Source organism: Streptomyces sp. NPDC017095 (genome assembly GCF_044332325.1).
In the GTDB taxonomy this organism is placed as follows: Bacteria; Actinomycetota; Actinomycetes; order Streptomycetales; family Streptomycetaceae; genus Streptomyces.
The window spans coordinates 278,332-297,480 of sequence record NZ_JBIROU010000003.1 but is presented as its reverse complement, the minus strand read 5'-3'; the positions used below and the strand labels follow the sequence as shown (position 1 = coordinate 297,480).

18 protein-coding genes and 1 riboswitch are annotated in these 19,149 nt (G+C 73.6%); of the genes, 10 read left to right on the top strand and 8 right to left on the bottom strand.

Features of this window, described 5'->3' with window-relative positions; all coding sequences use genetic code 11:
* Positions 1 to 154: 154 nt before the first annotated feature.
* Both ACH4OA_RS07495 and ACH4OA_RS07490 read left to right on the top strand, forming a co-directional pair.
* Positions 155 to 1,315, top strand: coding sequence for a PP2C family protein-serine/threonine phosphatase (locus tag ACH4OA_RS07495; RefSeq protein ID WP_397936773.1), 1,161 nt, complete (start codon positions 155 to 157; stop codon positions 1,313 to 1,315).
* 108 nt (positions 1,316 to 1,423) lie between these two features.
* A complete protein-coding gene (locus ACH4OA_RS07490; RefSeq protein WP_397968074.1) occupies positions 1,424 to 2,746 on the top strand; it encodes a hypothetical protein in 1,323 nt (440 codons plus the stop codon).
* A gap of 5 nt (positions 2,747 to 2,751) precedes the next feature.
* Here the strand turns inward: ACH4OA_RS07490 and ACH4OA_RS07485 are convergent, their stop codons facing one another.
* Both ACH4OA_RS07485 and ACH4OA_RS07480 read right to left on the bottom strand, forming a co-directional pair.
* Positions 2,752 to 4,707, bottom strand: coding sequence for a YncE family protein (locus tag ACH4OA_RS07485; protein ID WP_397968071.1), 1,956 nt, complete (start codon positions 4,705 to 4,707; stop codon positions 2,752 to 2,754).
* Positions 4,708 to 4,819: 112 nt separating this feature from the next.
* On the bottom strand, positions 4,820 to 5,068 hold the full coding sequence (locus ACH4OA_RS07480) for a hypothetical protein (protein WP_397936388.1): 249 nt from the start codon (positions 5,066 to 5,068) through the stop codon (positions 4,820 to 4,822).
* A gap of 65 nt (positions 5,069 to 5,133) precedes the next feature.
* On the opposite strand from ACH4OA_RS07480, the gene ACH4OA_RS07475 reads away from it, so the two are divergent.
* Positions 5,134 to 6,477 carry a tetratricopeptide repeat protein gene (locus tag ACH4OA_RS07475; RefSeq protein ID WP_365881614.1) on the top strand — a complete coding sequence of 448 codons (1,344 nt, stop codon included), beginning with the start codon at positions 5,134 to 5,136 and terminating at the stop codon, positions 6,475 to 6,477.
* A gap of 3 nt (positions 6,478 to 6,480) precedes the next feature.
* Here ACH4OA_RS07475 and ACH4OA_RS07470 read toward each other — a convergent pair whose 3' ends face one another.
* Positions 6,481 to 7,272: a hypothetical protein gene (locus ACH4OA_RS07470; RefSeq protein WP_397936386.1), complete on the bottom strand. Its 792-nt coding sequence runs from the start codon at positions 7,270 to 7,272 to the stop codon at positions 6,481 to 6,483.
* A 242-nt stretch (positions 7,273 to 7,514) separates the two neighbouring features.
* Between ACH4OA_RS07470 and ACH4OA_RS07465 the strand changes: the two genes are divergently transcribed.
* Positions 7,515 to 8,480 carry a nucleoside hydrolase gene (locus tag ACH4OA_RS07465; RefSeq protein WP_397968069.1) on the top strand — a complete coding sequence of 322 codons (966 nt, stop codon included), beginning with the start codon at positions 7,515 to 7,517 and terminating at the stop codon, positions 8,478 to 8,480.
* 15 nt (positions 8,481 to 8,495) lie between these two features.
* On the opposite strand, the gene ACH4OA_RS07460 is transcribed toward ACH4OA_RS07465, so the two are convergent.
* Positions 8,496 to 9,578, bottom strand: coding sequence for a HoxN/HupN/NixA family nickel/cobalt transporter (locus ACH4OA_RS07460; RefSeq protein WP_365881608.1), 1,083 nt, complete (start codon positions 9,576 to 9,578; stop codon positions 8,496 to 8,498).
* A 26-nt stretch (positions 9,579 to 9,604) separates the two neighbouring features.
* A riboswitch (cobalamin riboswitch) is annotated at positions 9,605 to 9,789 on the bottom strand.
* 79 nt (positions 9,790 to 9,868) lie between these two features.
* Here ACH4OA_RS07460 and ACH4OA_RS07455 point away from each other — a divergent pair.
* Together ACH4OA_RS07455 and ACH4OA_RS07450 are read left to right on the top strand one after the other, a co-directional pair.
* Positions 9,869 to 10,219 carry a metalloregulator ArsR/SmtB family transcription factor gene (locus tag ACH4OA_RS07455; protein WP_365881606.1) on the top strand — a complete coding sequence of 117 codons (351 nt, stop codon included), beginning with the start codon at positions 9,869 to 9,871 and terminating at the stop codon, positions 10,217 to 10,219.
* A gap of 80 nt (positions 10,220 to 10,299) precedes the next feature.
* Positions 10,300 to 11,958, top strand: coding sequence for a glycoside hydrolase family 13 protein (locus ACH4OA_RS07450; RefSeq protein ID WP_397968066.1), 1,659 nt, complete (start codon positions 10,300 to 10,302; stop codon positions 11,956 to 11,958).
* On the opposite strand, the gene ACH4OA_RS07445 is transcribed toward ACH4OA_RS07450, so the two are convergent.
* Entirely contained in the window at positions 11,955 to 12,692 is a 738-nt protein-coding gene (locus tag ACH4OA_RS07445) for a DUF4142 domain-containing protein (protein ID WP_365941502.1), read from the bottom strand. The two genes, ACH4OA_RS07450 and ACH4OA_RS07445, sit on opposite strands and share 4 nt — an antisense overlap.
* A 299-nt stretch (positions 12,693 to 12,991) precedes the next feature.
* Here ACH4OA_RS07445 and ACH4OA_RS07440 point away from each other — a divergent pair, with 299 nt between their 5' ends.
* Positions 12,992 to 13,939, top strand: a complete 948-nt coding sequence (locus tag ACH4OA_RS07440) for an MIP/aquaporin family protein (RefSeq protein WP_397968063.1) — start codon at positions 12,992 to 12,994, stop codon at positions 13,937 to 13,939.
* An 83-nt stretch (positions 13,940 to 14,022) separates the two neighbouring features.
* On the opposite strand, the gene ACH4OA_RS07435 is transcribed toward ACH4OA_RS07440, so the two are convergent.
* The 3 genes from ACH4OA_RS07435 to ACH4OA_RS07425 form a co-directional block, all read right to left on the bottom strand.
* Positions 14,023 to 14,373 (bottom strand): cytochrome C oxidase subunit I, encoded by a 351-nt coding sequence (locus ACH4OA_RS07435; RefSeq protein WP_365883874.1) that lies wholly within the window; start codon positions 14,371 to 14,373, stop codon positions 14,023 to 14,025.
* The gene (gene ctaD / locus ACH4OA_RS07430; protein ID WP_397936377.1) at positions 14,370 to 16,091 is read right to left on the bottom strand and encodes a cytochrome c oxidase subunit I; all 1,722 of its coding nucleotides are present in this window, start codon (positions 16,089 to 16,091) and stop codon (positions 14,370 to 14,372) included. The genes ACH4OA_RS07435 and ctaD overlap by 4 nt, the downstream gene beginning before the upstream one ends.
* Positions 16,092 to 16,459: 368 nt before the next feature.
* Positions 16,460 to 16,765 (bottom strand): hypothetical protein, encoded by a 306-nt coding sequence (locus ACH4OA_RS07425; protein WP_397968061.1) that lies wholly within the window; start codon positions 16,763 to 16,765, stop codon positions 16,460 to 16,462.
* On the opposite strand from ACH4OA_RS07425, the gene ACH4OA_RS07420 reads away from it, so the two are divergent.
* From ACH4OA_RS07420 to ACH4OA_RS07410, 3 genes are read left to right on the top strand one after another with little or no spacing between them, the layout of a single operon-like run.
* A complete protein-coding gene (locus ACH4OA_RS07420; RefSeq protein ID WP_397968058.1) occupies positions 16,758 to 17,129 on the top strand; it encodes a hypothetical protein in 372 nt (123 codons plus the stop codon). The genes ACH4OA_RS07425 and ACH4OA_RS07420 overlap by 8 nt on opposite strands.
* A 56-nt stretch (positions 17,130 to 17,185) precedes the next feature.
* Positions 17,186 to 17,686: a SigE family RNA polymerase sigma factor gene (locus ACH4OA_RS07415; RefSeq protein WP_365883540.1), complete on the top strand. Its 501-nt coding sequence runs from the start codon at positions 17,186 to 17,188 to the stop codon at positions 17,684 to 17,686.
* Positions 17,687 to 17,744: 58 nt separating this feature from the next.
* The gene (locus ACH4OA_RS07410) at positions 17,745 to 19,007 is read left to right on the top strand and encodes a hypothetical protein (RefSeq protein ID WP_397968057.1); all 1,263 of its coding nucleotides are present in this window, start codon (positions 17,745 to 17,747) and stop codon (positions 19,005 to 19,007) included.
* The last annotated feature ends 142 nt before the right edge of the window (positions 19,008 to 19,149 follow it).

Here is a 19,149-nt window from a genome sequence, read left to right as displayed (position 1 = left end):
CTTCCAGGGCACACCGGGGCACCCGGCCCGGCAACTCGGCCGGGCGCGGCCCCGGGAGGCGGCCGGAGGTGCCGGTGCCCGGATGCGCGCGGCGGGCCGCCGTGCTTCGCTGAGGGAATGGAGGGCTGATGGAGGGCTGCCGGCCGTGACGCAGATGGAGTTCGGGCGGCGGCGCCCATTGCTGCGCATCTGCGGGCGGGGCGTCGCGTGGCTGCCGCCCATGCTGCTGCTCGTCGGCATCATCCTGCTGGACTTCAACACCGGCGAGCGGTTCCGGATCGTCTCCTGGATCGTCCTCGTCCCGGGCATCGCCGCCGCGATCTGCGGGCCCTGGCTGACGGCCGTCTACGGAGCGGTGTCGGTGCTGACGTACGTCCTCGTGGACAGTGCCTGGCCCGACCAGTACCAGGCCGGGCTCGCGGACTTCATCCTGGTCGCCCTCGGCGGTTTCCTGGCCACGCTCGGCGCCCTCGTGCGCGGCCGCCAGGAACGGCAGGTCCTGCACATGCAGGACATCGCCGACACCACCGGGCGCACCGTGCTGCGGCCGCTGCCGCCGGACTGGGCCGGCCTGTCGCACGCGGGCGTGTACCTGGCCGCCGACGTCGACGCCCGGGTCGGCGGCGACTTCTACGACATCCAGCCCGGCCCGCACGGCGCCCGGGTGCTCGTCGGCGACGTGCAGGGCAAGGGGCTCGGCGCGGTGGAGGCCGCCGCGGCGCTGCTCGGCACCTTCCGCGAGGCCGGTTACCACGAGAAGGACCTCGCGACCGTCGCCGAGCGCCTGGAGATCCGGATGCTGCGGCACCGCTGCCACACCGCCGCGCTCGGCCACAACGACGGCGACCGGTTCGCCACCGCCGTCCTGCTCGGCTTCCCGGCGGACTCGCCGGACACGGTGGAGATCGCGAACTTCGGCCACGAGCCGCCGCTCGCCGTGGGCCCGGCCGGGGTCCGCGAGCTGCCCAGCGGCGACGGGGCGCCGCTCGGCCTCGGCGACCTGGCCGGTCTGCCGCCCGTGCACCGGGTGCCGCTGGCCGGGGACGAGACGCTGCTGCTGGTCACCGACGGGGTGACCGAGGCCCGGGACCGGTCCGGCGCCTTCTACGAGCTGGCCCGCGAGGTGGACCGCGCGGTCCGCGCCGACCCGGAGCGCACCGAGCCGCACCGCCTGGTCCGCCTGGTCCGCGACGGCGTGCTGCGGCACAGCCGGAACCGGCTGCACGACGACACGACGATCTTCGCGCTGCGCCCGCTGAGGAGCGCCGCGGACACCCCGGACGAAGACCCCGAAGAGGGACGTTCGCGGTCCTGAGGCTCCGGTTCGCGGTGCCAGCGGCTACGGTGCTGGCTGGAGAGCGGATCTACGGGATCCCCGGGCCCGGCGGGTCCATGGGTCCACAGGGTGACAGGGGGACGCGCGATGCCCGGAACCGTGCTGCTGCTCGCGGCCGCGCCGCTGGGCCGGAACCGCCTGGTGGACGCGGGCGGTGTGCTGCCGGTGCTGGCCGCCGTCGCACCCGCCGTGCTGTCCGGCACCGACACCGCGAACATCGTGGAGCTCGCCGACCCCGTGCAGCCGCAGGCCGTGCTCACCCGGCTCCGGGCCGCCGCGGCCGCGCCCGGACCGCTCACCGTGTACCTCACCGGGCAGCTGCACCTGGACCGGCGCCAGCACCAGCCGCATCTGGCGCTGGCCCGCACCACGCCGGCCACCCTGCGCTACACCGCGCTGCCCTGGCAGTGGATCCGCGAGGAGCTGCGCCTGCGCTCGGCCGCGGACACCGCCCTGGTCGTCGACCTGCACGCGGACGCCGAGGCCTGGCGGTACATCGGCGAACGCGGCCTGGACTGCGGCCCGCACACCGCCGTGTACGGCCGTGTCGCCCCGCCCGCCGGCCGGCGCGGCCTGGCCGAGCCGGCGTACATGAAGACGGTGGCGACCCTGCTGCGCAGCGGCCACCGGCCCCGGCTGGACATCCTGCACGGGCAGGCGCTGGCCCGGATCACCGAGGAGACCCACGGCAACCTGCTCCTGGCCCACACGGGAGGCCCGATGACGGGCGCGCCGGTGGTGGGAGGCCTGGTGGCGGGGTCCCCCGTGACGGGGGCGCCCGTGGCGGGGGTTCCCGCGCAGGGCGGCGCGGGAGCGGCCCGCAGCGGACCGCCTCCCGGCGGACCGCACGTACCCGCCCCCGCCCCCGCCGGCCCGGCTCCGGTGCCCACGGGCACCCCGGCGGACGCCCCGGCCCCCGGACCCCGGCCCCCCGAATCCCGGCCCCCGGCCCCCGGCCCCCACGCCCCCGGCCCCCGTGCCGCCGTAGAGGATCCGCACGCGCTCGTCAGTGCTGCTGTGCGGGGTGGGCGGCATGGGGAGGCCGACGGGATCGCGGCGCGGCATGAGGAGGAGGCCGTGCGGGCGCACGGCGCCGCCTCCGAGCAGGCGCTGCACTGGCGGGAGGTCCGGGCGGACCTGGCGATGTTCGCGGGCGACCCGGTGGCGAGCTGCCGGGCCTGGCTGGCGGTGGCCGAGGACCGGCTCGCGGCGGGGCAGGCGGCCGACGCGCCCGCCGTGGAGTCGGCCGTGGACCGGGCCCACCACCAGTGGGCCCGGATCGAGGACACGGCGCGGGCCCGGGAACTCGGGCCCGCGCTCGCGGAGCTGCGGCACCGGGTGCCGGGCCGCCGGCACGGCGCGCTGGAGGACATCCGGCGGCAGCTGGTCCGGCTGGAGGCGGCCCGGTAGCGCGCCTACTTGGTGAAGGTGAAGTACTTCCAGGCGCCGTGCGTCGTGGAGTTCACGCTGTCACCGGAGGAGCCGTTGATGTACGACGAGCGGACCCGGAACCGCCAGCCGACGTCCTGGCCGTGGTCACCGGTGATGCTGACCCGGGACACGCCGTCGGAGCCCAGCTTGAAGTACGCGGGGTCGCCCGGGTACCAGCGGCCCTGGTAGTACACCTGGTACTCGAACTTCTGCGCCCGCCCCCAGTAGTACGACATCTTCGTCGCGATCAGCGGGTTCTTCGTCTTGTGGAAGAAGTAGTAGGTGTGATTCCACACCGACTTCGTCTTGTAGTGGTTGCCGACCGACGTGGACACGCTGACCTTGGCGCCGACCGTGCTGGCGGCGGAGGCCGAGGTGTACCGGGAGTCGCCCGAGAACTTCGCGGTGACCTTGGCGTCCCGCTTCAGGTCCAGGGTGACCGACAGGTTGCCGTGGGAGTCGACCTTGCCGGTCTTGACCCGCTTGTTCGGCTTGTCGGAGCCGAACGGGTCGGCCCAGATCTCCACCGTGCGGTTCTTGTACGTCGTACCGAGGTGCGCGGTGAACTTGACGTCCTTGCCGTACGCGTACACCTTGCCGTTGTTGTTGATCGTCAGTGACGGCTTGGCGCGGGAGACCGCGACGGAGTCGGCGGCCTTGGCGCCGGTGTGGGCGGCGTCGCCCTCGTAGGTCACCGTGTACGTGACCCGGCCGCCGGACGGAGGCGAGTCGGTGAAGGCGAACGTCCCGCCGGTGCCGAGCGGCTTGGTGCCGAGCGACTTGCCGTCGGGCGACTCCATGTCGGTCCGGGTCACCTTCAGCGGAGTGCCGGCGGGCAGCGCCAGGCCCGAGGTGAGCTTGCCGGTGACCTTCAGGGACTTGGCGCGCGGGGCGGACGCCGGGGCGTCGACGGTCAGCTTCGTCTCGTAGGCGCGGGGCCGGTCGATCCGGTGCAGCTTGGCGGACGAGCCCGGGTCCTTCTGCACGAACAGCTTCGCGCCGTCCGCCGACCAGCTGATCGCGTGCGCGCCCCACGGCATCCAGTCGTGCGAGACGTTGCGGACGCTGGGCCTGGCCGGGCCGTTGGTGAAGACGTAGGTGTCGCCGATGTCGTCGGTGTCCAGCACGGTGGCCGCGACGGTGCCGTCCGGGGCGATGCTCACCGTCTCCGGCTGGTCCTTGACCGGGTAGGTGCGCACCTCGGCCAGGTCGGAGAGCCGGTACTCGGTGAGCGCGCGGGTGCCGGGGCCGGCGACCACGATGTCCTGGCCGTCGGGGGTGAGCGCCGCGTCCTTGTAGAAGCCGCCCTTGTCCGCGCTGACCCGGATCGCCGGGGTGGCGGTGGACACGTCGTACACGACGACCGGGCCGGAGCTGATGCTCGCGTCCAGGGCGACCAGTGTGCCGGGGTTGTCCGGGTCGGTGTACAGCTTGGGCGGGCCGGCGAAGTCGTGCCCGCCGGCCAGGTCCAGGGTGACCGTCGGCGTCTCGGTGGTCAGGTCGACCACGCCGAGCCCGGACTCCCACTGGTCGCCGTAGCCGAACCAGAGCCTGCCGTCGGCGTAGGCGACGCTGGAGGGCGCGGTGCCGGCGCCGGTCGGGTACTCGGCGGTCACCGTGAGCCGTGTGGTGTCGATCGCCACGATCTTGTCGGCGCCGTACAGCGCCGCGTACAGGGTGGCGCCGTCCGGGCTCAGCTCCAGGTCCCTGACCTGGGGCAGACCCGGGATCCGGCCGGTCACCTTGCCCGTGGTGTCGGTGACCACGACCTGGTGCTGGTACCGGTCGGCCAGGTACAGGTGGTGGCCGTCCGCCACGGTGTCGCCGGCGTCCGAGAGCGGAATGGGCCGGTCGGTGTCGGCGTACGACGGCACCGCGAGGGCCGTCGGGCCGATGAGGGCTGCCAGGATGGCGGCAGCCGTGAGAGAGCGCTTGCGCACGCTGATGTCGAACCCCCCGGAACGAATGGAAAGTGCGGCACAGATTAGGTCATGCCCCCGACAACAAGGGCGGCGCTCAGGGCTTTTCCGGAATTCCGGTACGGCCTCGTGATCAACGCGGCGGCTGATCCGGGAGGAAAGGCGCGCGCGCTCCCTCGCCGGGGGCGTCCGCCGCGTGCGCGCGGTGCACCGCCGGGGCGCTGGACGCCGCGCGGGCCGGGCCGGCGTTCGCCGCGAGGAGCAGAGTCGTGGTGGCGATCACCGCGGCCGTTACGGCCCTGCGCGCGGTGGGGCGTGCGTAGGGTGCGGATGTACGTCCGGACACGGCGACCTCGCAACACGACAGCGGCCTGTCAAGCATGTTTAATACGCCGTTTAACCTAGGCGCTGCCGGACGGTGACGGCAAGAGCGGCCAGGGGGCGCGGATGCGGGAACGGGACGAACCGGAGGTCATCGGCCGGCGGGTGCAGCGGCTGCGCGGCCAGCGGGGCCTGACGCAGCGGCAGGTGGCGGAACCGGCGTACACGCCGGCCTACATCTCCACGCTGGAGGCCGGCCGGGTGCGGGCCTCGGACGAGGCGCTGCGCCATATCGCCGGCCGGCTCGGCGTGGCCTTCGAGGAGCTGGCCGTGGGCCGGCCCGCCCACCTCGCCACCGAGCTGCGGCTGCGGCTCACCGAGGCGCAGCGCGTCCTCGCCGACGGGCGGGCCGAGGAGGCCGCCGCCCAGTACGGCGTGCTGCGCGCAGAGGCCGCGGCCCACGAGCTGGCGGGCGAGCAGGCCGCCGCGCTGCTCGGACTGGGCGAGTGCGCGCTGGAGACCGGCGAGCTGACCCGGGCGCGCGAGTACTTCGAGCAGGCCGAGGAACGGCTGTCCGGCCAGCCGCTGCCGGCCCGGGTGCCCGCCCTCCGCGGCCGGGCCGTGGCCCACTACCTGGCGGGCGAACTCCGGTACGCGGTCTACCTCCTGGAGACCGCGCTGGACGAGCTGAACCGCGGCGGGCTGCACGACCCGGACGCGCTGCTGCTGCTCTACGCCAGTGTCATCGGCCCGTACATGGACATGGGCGCCCACGCGCGCGCCGCGCAGGCCGCCGAGTTCGCGCTCGCGCTCGCGCCGCGGGCCGGTGATCCCGCGCTGATCGCCCGGATGCACCGGTCGGTGGCCCGGACGCTGCTCGCCGAGGGCCGGATCGCGCAGGCCGACGCCGCTCTGGCCAAGGCGGCCGAGCTGTACCGGCAGCTGCGGCTGCGCACCGAGCTGGCCAACTGCCACTGGATGCGCGGTTACGTCTGCGCGCAGAACGGCGAACTGGAGCGCGCGGAGGAGGAGTTGCGGCAGGCGTACGCCATGCTGTCGGAGAGCCGCGCCGCGCTGTACCGCAGCCAGGCGGCCGTGGAGCTGGCCGACGTCCTGCACCGCCGGGGCAAGTCCGGGGAGGCGGCCGGGCTGCTGGAGGGCGTCCTCGGGGACTTCTCCTCCGAGCGCGGCGCCGTCCACGCCGCCGCCGCGCACCGTCTGCTCGGCATCATCGCCGAGGACGCCCGGGACACCGAGGCCGCCGAGGAGCACTACGTCCGCGCCCTGAGCCTGCTGGAACGCGCGGGCGCCGCCGGTGACCTGGCCGACCTGTGCCGTCTGCTGGGCGATCTGCTGCGCCGCACGGGCCGTACCGAGGCCGCCCTGGACGCCTACCGCACCGGTCTGCGCCATCGTGCCGCGCCCGGCACCACCACCCTGGGCCCGGCCCCGGCCCAGCCGCCGCTGTGAGCCTCACACCTGGGCCAGGCCCTGCCGGCGGATGTCGGCCAGGCGCAGGGCGCCGATCTGGACGGCGGCCTGGGTGGCGTCGTTGGGCACGTCGCCGAGACCGCCGTTGGTGAGGGCGAAGGCGTCCTCGCCGACCCGGACGGCGGCCACGTCCAGGGTGAGCAGGAAGCGCTGGTCGTCCGGTGCCGTCCCGGCGACGGTGACACGCAGGCCCTGCCGCGCGTCCCCGACCTCCGGCAGCGGCGCGTCCACGACCTGCACGTCCTCCACGAGGCCCTGCTCGGTGACGGCCGTGAACCGGGCGCAGCGCACCGGCAGCGTGCCCAGCCAGGCCAGTGCCGCGTCCACGTCCGCCGGCCGGCGCCCGGCGATCTGGAAGCGGAGCTGGGCCTCGGTGTCGGCGTCGTCCAGGCCCACGGCGACGCGGGCCGGGGCGCCGAGGAGTTCGTCGCCGTAGAGGGCGTCCAGCAGCGGCTGGCACTCGCCGGCCGAGGTGCGGCTCTTGAGCAGCCCGTCGCGCCAGGTGGCCGCGCCGCGCGTGGCGGTCCAGGGGGCGCCCAGGTCGGTCTGGGTGAGCAGTGCCGCCTGCGCCTGCTCGTCGCTGAGCGTGGAACCGTCGGCCCGCGCCGACGCCCTGGGGGTCCGGCTCGGCGGCTCGACCGTGGGCAGCGGGTGCGGTGCGCTCGCCGGGTGGTCGAGGCTCAGGGCCGCGCAGCCGCCGCCGAGCAGCAGGGCCGTGGCGAGGAGGGGGCGCTGCACGGCACGGGGTATGCGGGGGCGTATCGCGGGGGACATCGAGGCCTCCTGGCTGCGCGCGGCCGGCGAAAACTCCTGCTCTCACGGCACCACCGCCGCCCCGGCCCCACCAGCGCTCCGGTCCGTACGGGTGAGCGGGCCGTGGCCGCACGGCCGCCGCGGGAGAAGCCGGGGAGCGCGGCGCGGGCCGGCTGCGGGTGGCCCGGAACCGTGGATGCCGGGGACGGCCGGTCCCGGCGCGCCGGGGTGATCTATCGTCGGCTCGACGGAAGGAGTCCGCCGTGACCGGTCAGCCCATTCCCGTGATCATCGACTGCGACACCGGGGTCGACGACGCCCTGGCCCTGCTCTTCGCCGTACGCCACCCCGGGCTCGACCTCAGGGCGGTGACCTGCGTGGCCGGGAACACCGACGTGGACGGCGTGGTCCGCAACACCCTGACCGTGCTGGAACAGGCCGGCGCCCCCCGGGTCCCGGTGGCCCGGGGCGCCGAGCGGCCGCTGATCGAGCCGGCCCGTACGGCGCCGGTGCACGGCGTCGACGGCATGGGCGACCTGGGGCTGCCCGCGCCCGCCCGGACCGCCGCCGACGTGGACGCGGTGACCTTGCTGCACCGGGAGATCCTCGCCTCCCCGCGCCCCGTCACCCTGATCCCGACCGCCCCGCTGACCAACATCGCGCTGCTGCTGCGCACCCACCCCGAGGTGACCCGGAACATCGAGCGGATCGTGTTCATGGGTGGCGCCGTGACCACCGGCAACGCGACCCCGGTCGCGGAGTTCAACGTCTGGCACGACCCGGAGGCGGCGGCCATCCTGCTCACGGCCGGTGTGCCGGTCACGATGTACGGCCTGGACGTGTTCACCCGGGTCGTGGTCCCCGCCGAGGAGGTGCACCGGCTGCGCGCGAGCGCCGAGCCCGGCACCCGGCTGGCCGGCGAACTCCTCGCCCACCGGCCCACCGCCCAGGGCGAGGCGCCGGAGGCCGAGGAGGCGGGCGGTCTCGGCGACGCGGGCGCGGTGTGCGCGGTCGCCGACCCGGCCGGCCTCACCACCCGGCGCCTGCCGGTCGAGATCTCCCTCGCACCCGGCCCCACCCGGGGCCAGACCGTCGTCGACCGCCGCCTGCGCCCCGGCGAGTCCGAACTCCACGAGGGCGGCCGCGAACGGGCCCTCGTGGACGTGGCGCTGGACGTGGACGTCGACCGGTACGTGCGGCTGTACCTGGAGACGGTGGCCCGGCCGTAGCGTCCGGGGCGGCGGTCAGCCGGAGTCGGCGGGGCGGGGGGTCCAGCGCTGCTCGACCTTGGCCACCTTCCAGTACGCCAGCGCCGCCGCCCACACCACCACGAACAGGCCGACGATGAGATAGCCGACGTTGTCCAGGTCCAGGCCGGCGATCCAGCCGGTGACCTCGTCGTGCAGGCCGAACTTCTCGTGCAGGACGCCGACCAGCTCGATGGTGCCGATGAAGAAGGCGACCGCGATGGACAGGCCGGTGATGGCGAGGTTGTAGAACACCTTGCGGACGGGGTTGGAGAAGGCCCACTGGTAGGCGAAGTTCATGAACGTGCCGTCGAGGGTGTCGAACAGGCTCATCCCGGCGGCGAACAGCAGCGGCAGGCACAGGATCGCGTACCAGGGCAGGCCGGCCGCCGCACCCGAGCCCGCCATCACCATCAGCGTGACCTCCGTGGCCGTGTCGAAGCCGAGGCCGAAGAGGAAGCCCAGCGGGTACATCTGGCCGGGCCGGGAGACCGACTTCGTCAGCCGGCCGAGGACTCGGTTCATGAAACCGCGCGAGTCCAGGTGCGCCTCCAGCTCCTTCTCGTCGTAGGTGCCCGCGCGCATCGACCGGAACACCTTGAGGATGCCCGCCAGCGCGACCAGGTTCAGCGCGGCGATCAGGTACAGGAACGTGCCGGAGACCGTCGTGCCGAGGAAGCCGAGCACCTGGTGGGTGGCCGAGCCCTCGTTCATCACCTTGCCGGCCAGCGAGGTGCCGCCCGCGATCAGCAGGGCCAGCAGCACCACGACGCTGGAGTGGCCGAGCGCGAACCAGAAGCCCACCGACACCGGCCGCTTGCCGTCGGCCATCAGCTTGCGGGTGGTGTTGTCGATCGCCGCGATGTGGTCGGCGTCGAAGGCGTGCCGCATGCCGAGCGTGTAGGCGGTGATGCCGAGCCCGACCCCGAAGACGTCACCGCCGACCGTGTAGTGCTCGGGGGTGACGAGCAGGAAGAGGATGCCGAAGGCGACGGCGTGCAAGGCGACGATCACCGCCAGCAGTCCCGCCGTCTTGACGGTGTCCTCGCGTCGCCAGCGGAAGACAGCAGCATTGGCCATAGGTTCACGCTCCAGCACCTCGTGGATCACTTCGTGAGTGCCGTGGCCGGTCTCCTGGCTTACGGGTCGTGCGTCCGCCGTTCCTGCCTTCCCGGTCGTAGGACCAGTGGCCCGGCGCGTGCCGGACGGAACGGGAACTCCCCGATCACAGTGGCGAGGGCCGCGTCGACCTTGCATCGACTTCCCGAACACCACGGCCCGCCCACCGTAGAGGGGCACGCGGTTTCCTGCATAGCTGCGTACCTGCGCAGGTATTCAAGATCACACCGCGGCCTGGGAGGATGGGGGGCATGCATCTCGTGCCTGCCGACCGTGCCGGCCGCCGGACCATCGACGGTCACCGGGTGTGCGAGGCGATCGCCGCCATCGGTGACGCCGGCCGTCTGCGTGGCTGGGCCGACCGCTTCTCGCTCCTGGCCGACGCCAACCGGCTCGCGCTGCTGCTCGCCCTGCACCGCACCGGCCCGCTGGCCGTCTCCGACCTCGCGATCGCCACGGGCATGAACGACCCGGCCGTCTCCCAGGCCCTGCGGCTGCTGCGGGCGGCCGGCGTGGTGGCGGGCGAGAAAGAGGGGCGCGTGGTGCGCTACCGGGTGGTGGACGCGGAGGTACAGGGCTTGTTGGAGCACTGCACCGCCTGACCGCGCGCGCGAAGGTTCCCTTTCCGGGCAAGGTGGACAGATACAGGTTCTGTACCGTCGTCCGCCCCTTGGGAGCCCGTATGGCCGACCTCTCGCCGGACCTCTCGTCCAGGAACCCCGACTGGTGGCGGCAGGCCGTCGTCTACCAGGTCTATCCGCGCAGCTTCGCCGACGCCGACGGCGACGGCCTCGGCGACCTGCGGGGTGTCACCGAGCGGCTGCACCACCTCGCCGCGCTCGGCGTGGACGCCCTGTGGCTGAGCCCGTTCTACCCGTCCGAACTCGCCGACGGCGGCTACGACGTCGTCGACCCGCGCGGGGTCGACGAACGCCTCGGCACCCTGGACGACTTCGACGCCCTGGTCGCCGAGGCGCACCGGCTCGGCCTGAAGGTCGTCGTGGACATCGTCCCCAACCACACCTCCCACCTGCACCGCTGGTTCCAGGAGGCGCTGCGGGCCGGCCCCGGCTCGCCCGCCCGGGACCGGTACGTCTTCCGGCCCGGCCGGGGCGCGCACGGCGAACACCCGCCGACCGACTGGCAGTCCGTCTTCGGCGGCAGCGCCTGGCGCCGGGTGCCCGACGGCGAGTGGTACCTCCACCTCTTCGCCCCCGAACAGCCCGACCTCGCCTGGGACCACGAGGAGGTCCGCGCCGACTTCCGCGCCACCTTGCGCTTCTGGTCCGACCGGGGCGTCGACGGCTTCCGGGTGGACGTCGCCCACGGCCTGGCCAAGGACCTCACCGAGCCGCTGCGCGACCTCGGCGACATCGGCGCGACCGGCGAGGCCGCCCTGCCCCGGATGGCACCGGGCAGCCACCCCTACTGGGACCGCGACGAGGTGCACGAGATCTACCGCGACTGGCGCAAGGTCTTCGACGCCTACAGCCCGCCGCGCACGGCCGTCGCCGAGGCCTGGGTGCCGGGCCCGCGCCGCGCGCTGTACGCCCGCCCGGACGAACTCGGCCAGGCGTTCAACTTCGAGTACCTGGAGGCGGGCTGGGACGCGGCGGAGCTGCGCGAGGTCATCACCGGCTCCCTGGCCACCGCCCGCTCCGCCGGGGCCTCCGCGACCTGGGTGCTGTCCAACCACGACGTCGTACGGCACGCCTCCCGGCTGATGCTGCCGCCCGGCACCGACCCGGCCGCCTGGCTGCTCTCCGGCGGCACGGCGCCCGCGGTCGACCCGGCGGCGGGGCTGCGCCGGGCCCGCTCGGCGACCCTGCTGATGCTGGCGCTGCCCGGCTCGGCCTATCTCTACCAGGGCGAGGAACTCGGGCTGCCCGAGGTCGCCGATCTGCCCACGGAGGTGCTCCAGGACCCGATCTGGGAGCAGACCGGTCATGTCCGCAAGGGCCGCGACGGCTGCCGGGTGCCGCTGCCGTGGACGACGACCGGACCGTCGTACGGCTTCGGGCCCGGGGCCGGCTGGCTGCCGCAGCCGGCGTCCTTCGCCGGCTACGCGGTCGAGGCGCAGGCCGGCACCGAGGGCTCCACGCTGGAGCTGTACCGCACGGCCCTGCGGCTGCGCCGCAAACTGCTGGCCGGCGAGACGCTGGACTGGGCGCCGGACGCGCCCGCCGACGTGCTGGACTTCCGCCGCACCGACGCCTGGCGCTGCGTCACCAACCTGGGTGCCGCACCGGTGCCGCTGCCGGCCGGCGAGGTCCTGCTGTCCAGCGCGCCGCTGCCGGCCGCCGGCACGCTGCCCCCGGACACCACCGTCTGGCTGGCCTAGGGCGTCCGGCCCGGGGCCGGCGCCGCCCCGGGGGTGCCGCCCGCGATGCCGTCGATGTCCACCGGTGTGGCGGTGGCCGTCGGCGGCGGGGTGAGCACCACCTGGGGCCGGCCGGCGGACGGGGGCGGCGGGGTGAGGTCGGAGTCGGGCAGCTTGGGCGGGGTGGTCTGCTGGAAGAGGGTCTGGTCGAAGTCGACCAGACCCGTCTTCTCCATCACGGTGATGTGGTCCAGGACGGTGTCGTTGGCCTGGTCGGCGAGGGCCCGCACCAGCGCGTTCTTGGTGGTGGAGCGGATCTTGGCGATCGTGTTGAAGATCGAGCCGTGCGTCATCCGCAGGATGTTCGCGAAGTCGGTGTCGAACCGCCGGCCGCTCTCCGCCTCCAACTGGCGCACGAAGCCCTGCTGCTGCGGGCTGGCCACGTCGGGCAGCGTGATGTCCAGCATCGGCGCGATCTTCCGGCAGGTGGTGTCCAGCGCGGCGTGCCCGTCGATCAGGTGCCGGCTGGCCGTGCGCACGCCCTCGGAGGCGCCCTTGCGCAGCCCGATCCGCCCGACCGGGTACTCCCACAGCCCGGCCGCCCGGACCTTCACCACGAAGTCCCGGTCCTGCTCGGTGAGCGGCCCCCACTGGGTGTCGGCGATGACGCGGTCCTGCGCGGTGGAGACCGTGCTCAGGCCGAGCATGCCCGGGTAGGCGAGCGCCGCGAGGGTGAGGGCCATCGCACCGCCCACGAACGCAGTTCCCGTCGCGTTCCGCGAAAAGCGCACCGTTCCTCCTGCTGGGGTCGCGTCCGGCGTTCAGACGCACAGCAGTACGGACGCGGGGGCCGTCCGTATCAGCGGCGCGGGCAAAGAATCCTCCGGGTCCGCTGACCGGAGGCCGACGGCTCCCGCGGAACCGCGGCGGTCCTCTTCCGGACCGCCGGAGCGGGCTCCTGTACGGGTGATGCGGGACGTTCACCCTGCACGGCGTGGCTTTATGCCTCAATATAGGGACATTGGCCGCACTGCTCTCTTCAAAGGGGGCCTCCATGGCTGTCGACATCCCCGCGCTCGTCAAGCCGTCCCGTCTCAGAAGCCGGGGCGGCCTGCTGGGCGAGTGCCTGGCGGAGTTCCTCGGGACCTTCGTCCTCATCTGCTTCGGCTGCGGTGTGGTCGCGATGGCGGTCGCCGCACTGCCCGGTTCCGGCCGGGCCGCCACCCCCACCACGATCTTCCTGGCCGCCGGCGACTGGCTGCTCGTCACCTGGGGCTGGGCCCTGGCCGTCATGTTCGGCGTCTACGTCGCAGGCGGCGTCAGCGGCGCCCACCTCAACCCGGCGGTGACCCTCGCCATGGCCCTGCGCCGGGGCTTCGCCTGGGCCAAGGTCCTGCCCTACTGGTTCGCCCAGGTCGTCGGCGCGCTCACCGGGGCGGCGCTGGTCTACCTCGTCTACCACGACGCGATCAACACCTTCGACCGCACGGTCACGGCACCGAAGGTCGACGGGCACACGAACACCACGTTCTCGATCTTCGCGACCTTCCCGGCCCCGTACTTCCACGGCGGCATCTGGGGCCCGCTGATCGACCAGATCGTCGGCACGGCCCTGCTGCTCATGCTGATCGCCGCCGTCATCGACCTGCGCAACCAGGCCGTACGGGCCAACCTCGGGCCGCTGGTCATCGGCTTCGCCGTGGCCGCCATCGGCATGTCCTACGGCGCCAACGCGGGCTACGCGATCAACCCGGCCCGCGACTTCGGCCCGCGCCTGTTCACCTACGCGGCCGGCTGGGGCAGTCTGGCGTTCCCCGGCAGCGTGTCCGGTTCCTTCAGCGCCTATTGGTGGATCCCCATCGTCGGCCCGCTGATCGGCGGGGCGATCGGCATCCTGGTCTACGACCTGTTCATCGGCGACGTCCTGGTCGTCCGCTCCCAGCTCGCCGAACTGCCCCCGCCGGGACGCTCGACCCCGGTCCGCACGAGCGACGAGGACTGACATCGGAGGGCGGACGGACCGGCGACGCCGGTCCGGGGGTCAGAGCCCCGGGCGGCGGACGGGCGGCGAGCCGGTCCCGGGGGTCAGAGCGCGAGCAGGAGCGTGGCCAGGGCCGTGCAGCCGGCGCACACCGCGAGCGTCACGGCCACACAGCGCCGGCGCAGGGCCGCGTAGCGCTGCTCGTACTCGGCCCGCAGCGACACGCACCGGGCCGCGATCCGCTCCAGGTCCGCCCGGGCCCGGCGCAGGCTGTCGGTGACGTAGCACCGCTCGATCTCCTCGCGCTGGGCCGTCGTCAGCCAGTCCAGCGGGCCGGTGAACTCCCGCGCCCGCTGCTCCGCCTCCGCGATCCTGGCCTGCCACAGCAGGTAGCCCTCCACCTCGTTGCCGAGGTCGCCGCCCGCGCCGGTGTCCCGCTGGGGCAGACCGCTCATCCGCGGCTCCGGTCGCTGGTGGGGATCTCGTAGCCCTCCTGCTCCCGCATCGCGATGTCCGGGTGGTGCAGGTCGAAGGCCGGGGACTCGCTGCGGATCCGCGGCAGGGTGACGAAGTTGTGCCGGGGCGGCGGGCAGGACGTCGCCCACTCCAGCGAACGGCCGTAGCCCCACGGGTCGTCCAGGCCGACCGGTGTGCCGTAGCGGGCGGTCTTCCACACGTTGTAGAGGAACGGCAGCATCGACAGGCCGAGCAGGAAGGAGCTGACGGTCGACAGCGTGTTCAGCGCCGTGAAGCCGTCCGAGGCCAGATAGTCGGCGTACCGGCGGGGCATGCCCTCGGCGCCCAGCCAGTGCTGGACCAGGAAGGTGCCGTGGAAGCCGACGAACAGCGTCCAGAAGGTGATCTTGCCCAGGCGTTCGTCGAGCATTTTGCCGGTGAACTTGGGCCACCAGAAGTGGAATCCGGCGAACATCGCGAAGACGACCGTGCCGAAGACCACGTAGTGGAAGTGGGCCACCACGAAGTAGGTGTCGGAGACGTGGAAGTCCATGGGCGGCGAGGCCAGGATGATGCCGGTCAGCCCGCCGAAGAGGAACGTCACGAGGAAGCCGGTCGCCCACAGCATCGGCGTCTCGAAGGAGACGCTGCCCTTCCACATGGTGCCGATCCAGTTGAAGAACTTCACCCCGGTCGGCACGGCGATCAGGAAGGTCATGAAGGAGAAGAACGGCAGCAGCACGGCGCCGGTGACGAACATGTGGTGCGCCCACACCGTGACCGACAGGCCGGCGATGGCGATGGTCGCGGCCACCAGGCCCATGTAGCCGAAGATCGGCTTGCGGGAGAACACCGGCAGGATCTCGGTGACGATGCCGAAGAACGGCAGCGCGATGATGTACACCTCGGGATGGCCGAAGAACCAGAAGAGGTGCTGCCACAGGATCGGTCCGCCGTTGGCCGCGTCGTACACGTGGGCGCCGAAGATGCGGTCGGCGGCGAGCGCGAACAGCGCGGCGGCCAGCACCGGGAAGGCGAACAGGACCAGCACACCGGTCAGCAGCACGTTCCAGGTGAAGATCGGCATGCGGAACATGGTCATGCCGGGCGCGCGCATGCAGATGATCGTGGTGATGAAGTTGACGGCGCCGAGGATGGTGCCGAAACCGGAGAACGCCAGGCCCAGGATCCACATGTTCGCGCCGAACCCGGGCGTGCGGATCGCGTCGGACAGCGGGGTGTAGGCGAACCAGCCGAAGTCGGCCGCGCCCTGCGGGGTGAGGAAGCCGCCGACCGCGATGAGCGAGCCGAACAGGTACAGCCAGTAGGCGAGCATGTTCAGCCGCGGGAACGCCACGTCCGGCGCGCCGATCTGGAGCGGCATGATCCAGTTGGTGAAGCCGGCGAACAGCGGAGTGGCGAACATCAGCAGCATCACGGTGCCGTGCATCGTGAACAGCTGGTTGTACTGCTCGTTCGAGATCATCTGCAGACCGGGGCGGGCCAGCTCGGCCCGGATGATCAGCGCCATCACCCCGCCGAACAGGAAGAACGCGAACGACGTCGACAGGTACAGCGTGCCGATCGTCTTGTGGTCGGTGGTGGTCAGCCACTTCACCACCACATTGCCGGGCTGCTTGCGCCGGACCGGCAGCTCGTTCTCGTACGAGTCCTCGGCTGGCGTGGCACCGCCCTCAGGTTCGTTCAGGATGCTCACAAGTGGTCCGTCTCCCGATGTTCGCGTCCGCCCACGACATGACGTCAGTCACCGGCCATCCTCACCGCACGAGGGCGGCCCAGGGCCTCTGAGCGGCCGAGGTGCGGCCGTACGGGTGAGGGATACACCCGGATGCAGCAGCGGGGCGGGGACACGGAGGGTGGCGACGCGGGCGGCGCGGGGTGACGGGCGGCGACCGGGGCGCGGCGGGGAGGCAGGGCCGGACCGGTCCGCGCCGGGCGCTCACGCCGTATCCGCCGGGCGCTCATGCGTATCGGCCGGGCGTCTGAGCCGTACCCGGCGCGCTTGCGCCGTATCCGCCGGGCGTCTGAGCCGTACTCGGCGCGCTTGCGCCGCTTCGGCCGTGCTTATGCAGCTTCCGCCGCCCGTGGGGCGGAAGCCGGCCGTATCCCGGGGGCCGTCTCCCGTATGACCTCGCGGGTGAGGGCCGCGAAGTGCCGCAGTGCCTCGTTCGCGTCGCCGGAGCGCCACATCAGGGCGTAGCGCAGCGGCTCGTCCTCCTCGACCGCGACGTACGACACACCGGGCCGGCCGTGGTAGAGCGCGCTGTGAGCGGCCGTCAGCATGGCGCCCAGGCCGCCGGCCACGAGCGTCAGCGCCTCCTCGAAGCCGCTGACGGCGCTGGCGTACGGGCCGCTGACGATCGTGGCCACGGAAGGAGTCGCGCAGGAGGAGCAGGGACTCGCGGGCGGCCTGCTCTACACCTCGTTCCAGTTCGGCGCCGCGCTCGGCCTCGCCGCCGTCACCGCGGTCGCCGCCCACGCCGACGCGGACACCGGCCGGCTGGGCGGGTACCGGGCGGGCCTGCTGGTGCCGTTCGCTGCGGCCCTCGCGGCCACGGCGATCAGCCTCACCGCCCGCCGCACGCCCCGCGCGGACGCGGCGCCGCGCCGGTGCCGGAGGGGCGGCACCGAGGGCTCGTCCCGCTGCGGGAGGGCGGCACCGAGGGTTCGTCCCGCTGCGGGAGAGCGGCACCGGGCGCACGCCCCGCTGCGGAATCGAGGCCGGCCGCCGTAACGCGCCCGCACTCCCACCGCGTGTAAGAGTCGACGCTCGGCACGAGAGGACACACGGTGAGGGAAGCACCCGCGGACTACCTGGAGTTCGCAGCCGCCCGCAGCGGGCCGCTGTTCCGGACGGCCTGCCTGCTCACGGGCGACTGGCACCTCGCGGAGGACCTGGTGCAGGAGACCCTCGCCAAGATGTACCGCTCCTGGCGGCGGATCAACCGCGCGCAGTCCCCGGTGGCCTACGCCGACACCGTGCTGGTGCGCACGTACATCTCCCAGCGCCGGCGCCGCAGTTCGACCGAGCGCCCCAGTGACCGGATGCCCGACACGGCCGCCGGGCCGGCACCGGACGCCGAGCTGCGGCTGGCCCTGCTGGACGGCCTGGCGCGGCTGGCGGCCCGGGACCGCGCCGTGCTGGTGCTGCGCTACTGGGAGGACCGCTCCGTGGAGGAGACCGCGCAGGCGCTGCGGCTGTCACCGGGCGCCGTGCGGGCCCGGAGCCTGCGCGCCCTGCAACGGCTGCGCGCCGTGCTCGGTACCGAGCTGGCCGACCTGACCGCATGACGAGCGCGGCCCGGCGGCGTCCCGCGCCGCGGGCCGGCGCGAGAAACGGAGACCCAGCATGTCCGACGAGGAGTACGAGAAGCGGCTGGCCCGCGCCCTGGGCCGCACCGCCGGCGGGTTCCCGCCGCACTCCGCCGACCTGGTAGGACGCTCCGTCGGCCGGGGCCGCCGCAAGCGGCTGCTGGCCGCCGCGCGGACCGCCGTGGCGGCCGTGGCGGTGGTCACGGCGGGCGGCGGCCTGCTCGCCGTGGGCGGGTTCGACGGCCACGGCGGCACGTCCGAGCGGCTGCTCCCCGGCAGCCGGGACAGCGCCGCGCCGCGGCCGTCCGCCACGGCGGCGCCGGTCGGCGGCGAGGAGCTGGTCCGCATCCTGAAGAGCCTGCTGCCGCCCGGCGGCACGGTCTCCGGGGCGTCGGGCCGGGGGACGCAGGGGGAGGACGGCGCCGTCTCGCCGACGGCCGCGCTCACCTACTCCACCGCCCGGGGCTCCACCCGCGTCGACGTCACCCTCGCCCGGCTCGACCCCGGCCTCCCGAGGAACCAGCAGGGCGCCGGCGGCTGCCTGCCGGTGGAGGTCCGCCCCTACGACACGTGCACCAGCCGGAGACTCGCCGGCGGAGCGGTGCTCGACACCACCGAGTCGTTCACCTACCCCAACAGCGACAGCGGCCAGAAGCGCTGGTACGCCGTGCTGACCACCGCCGACGGCGCCCAGGTGGCGGTGGAGGAGTTCGGCGGCGGCGGTGAGAAGGAGACCTCGGACGGGGCAGATCCGCTGCTGCCCATGGACCGGCTGGCCGCGATCGCGCGCAGCCCCCGCTGGAACGGGGCGCTCGCCGCGCTGCCGGCCCCCCGGACCAGGCCCTCCACCGAGGGGCAGCGGGCACCCGGCGCCCGCCTGACCCGCGTCCTGAAGACCCACCTGCCCCCGGGCGGCACCCTCTCCGACCTGAACGCCGCCGACGGCCTCGTCCAGCTCGTCTACGACGACGGCCACGGCAGGAACATGGTGGAGGTCGACGTGCAGTACGACATGACCGACGCGCTCGCCGGCCACATGGGCTGCACCGGCGTACCCGGCGACTGCGAGGCCACGACACTCGACGACGGAACCCGGGTCAAGCAGGTCCGGGGCCACTCGGAGAAGGGCGGCTCCGCCCAGGTCTGGCAGGTCGACGCCCTCTACCCGGACGGCCGCCGGGTGGTGGCCCGCGAGATCAACTCCTATGCCGAGAGCGCCCCGACGACCCGTCCCCGCCCCGCACTGACCATGGCCCGGCTGCACGACATCGCCCTGGACCCGCACTTCTTCACCGACTGACCGACACCCACGGCCCGCCCCGGCCCGCCCCCGGCCGATCCAGCGCGCCGGCCCCGAACTCGCTGATGTGTCACGCAGCGTGCTCGGTGGCCGGCCTTTTCGGCATCAGTGGGGGGCGGTGTCGGTTTTCGGTCATCTGGTG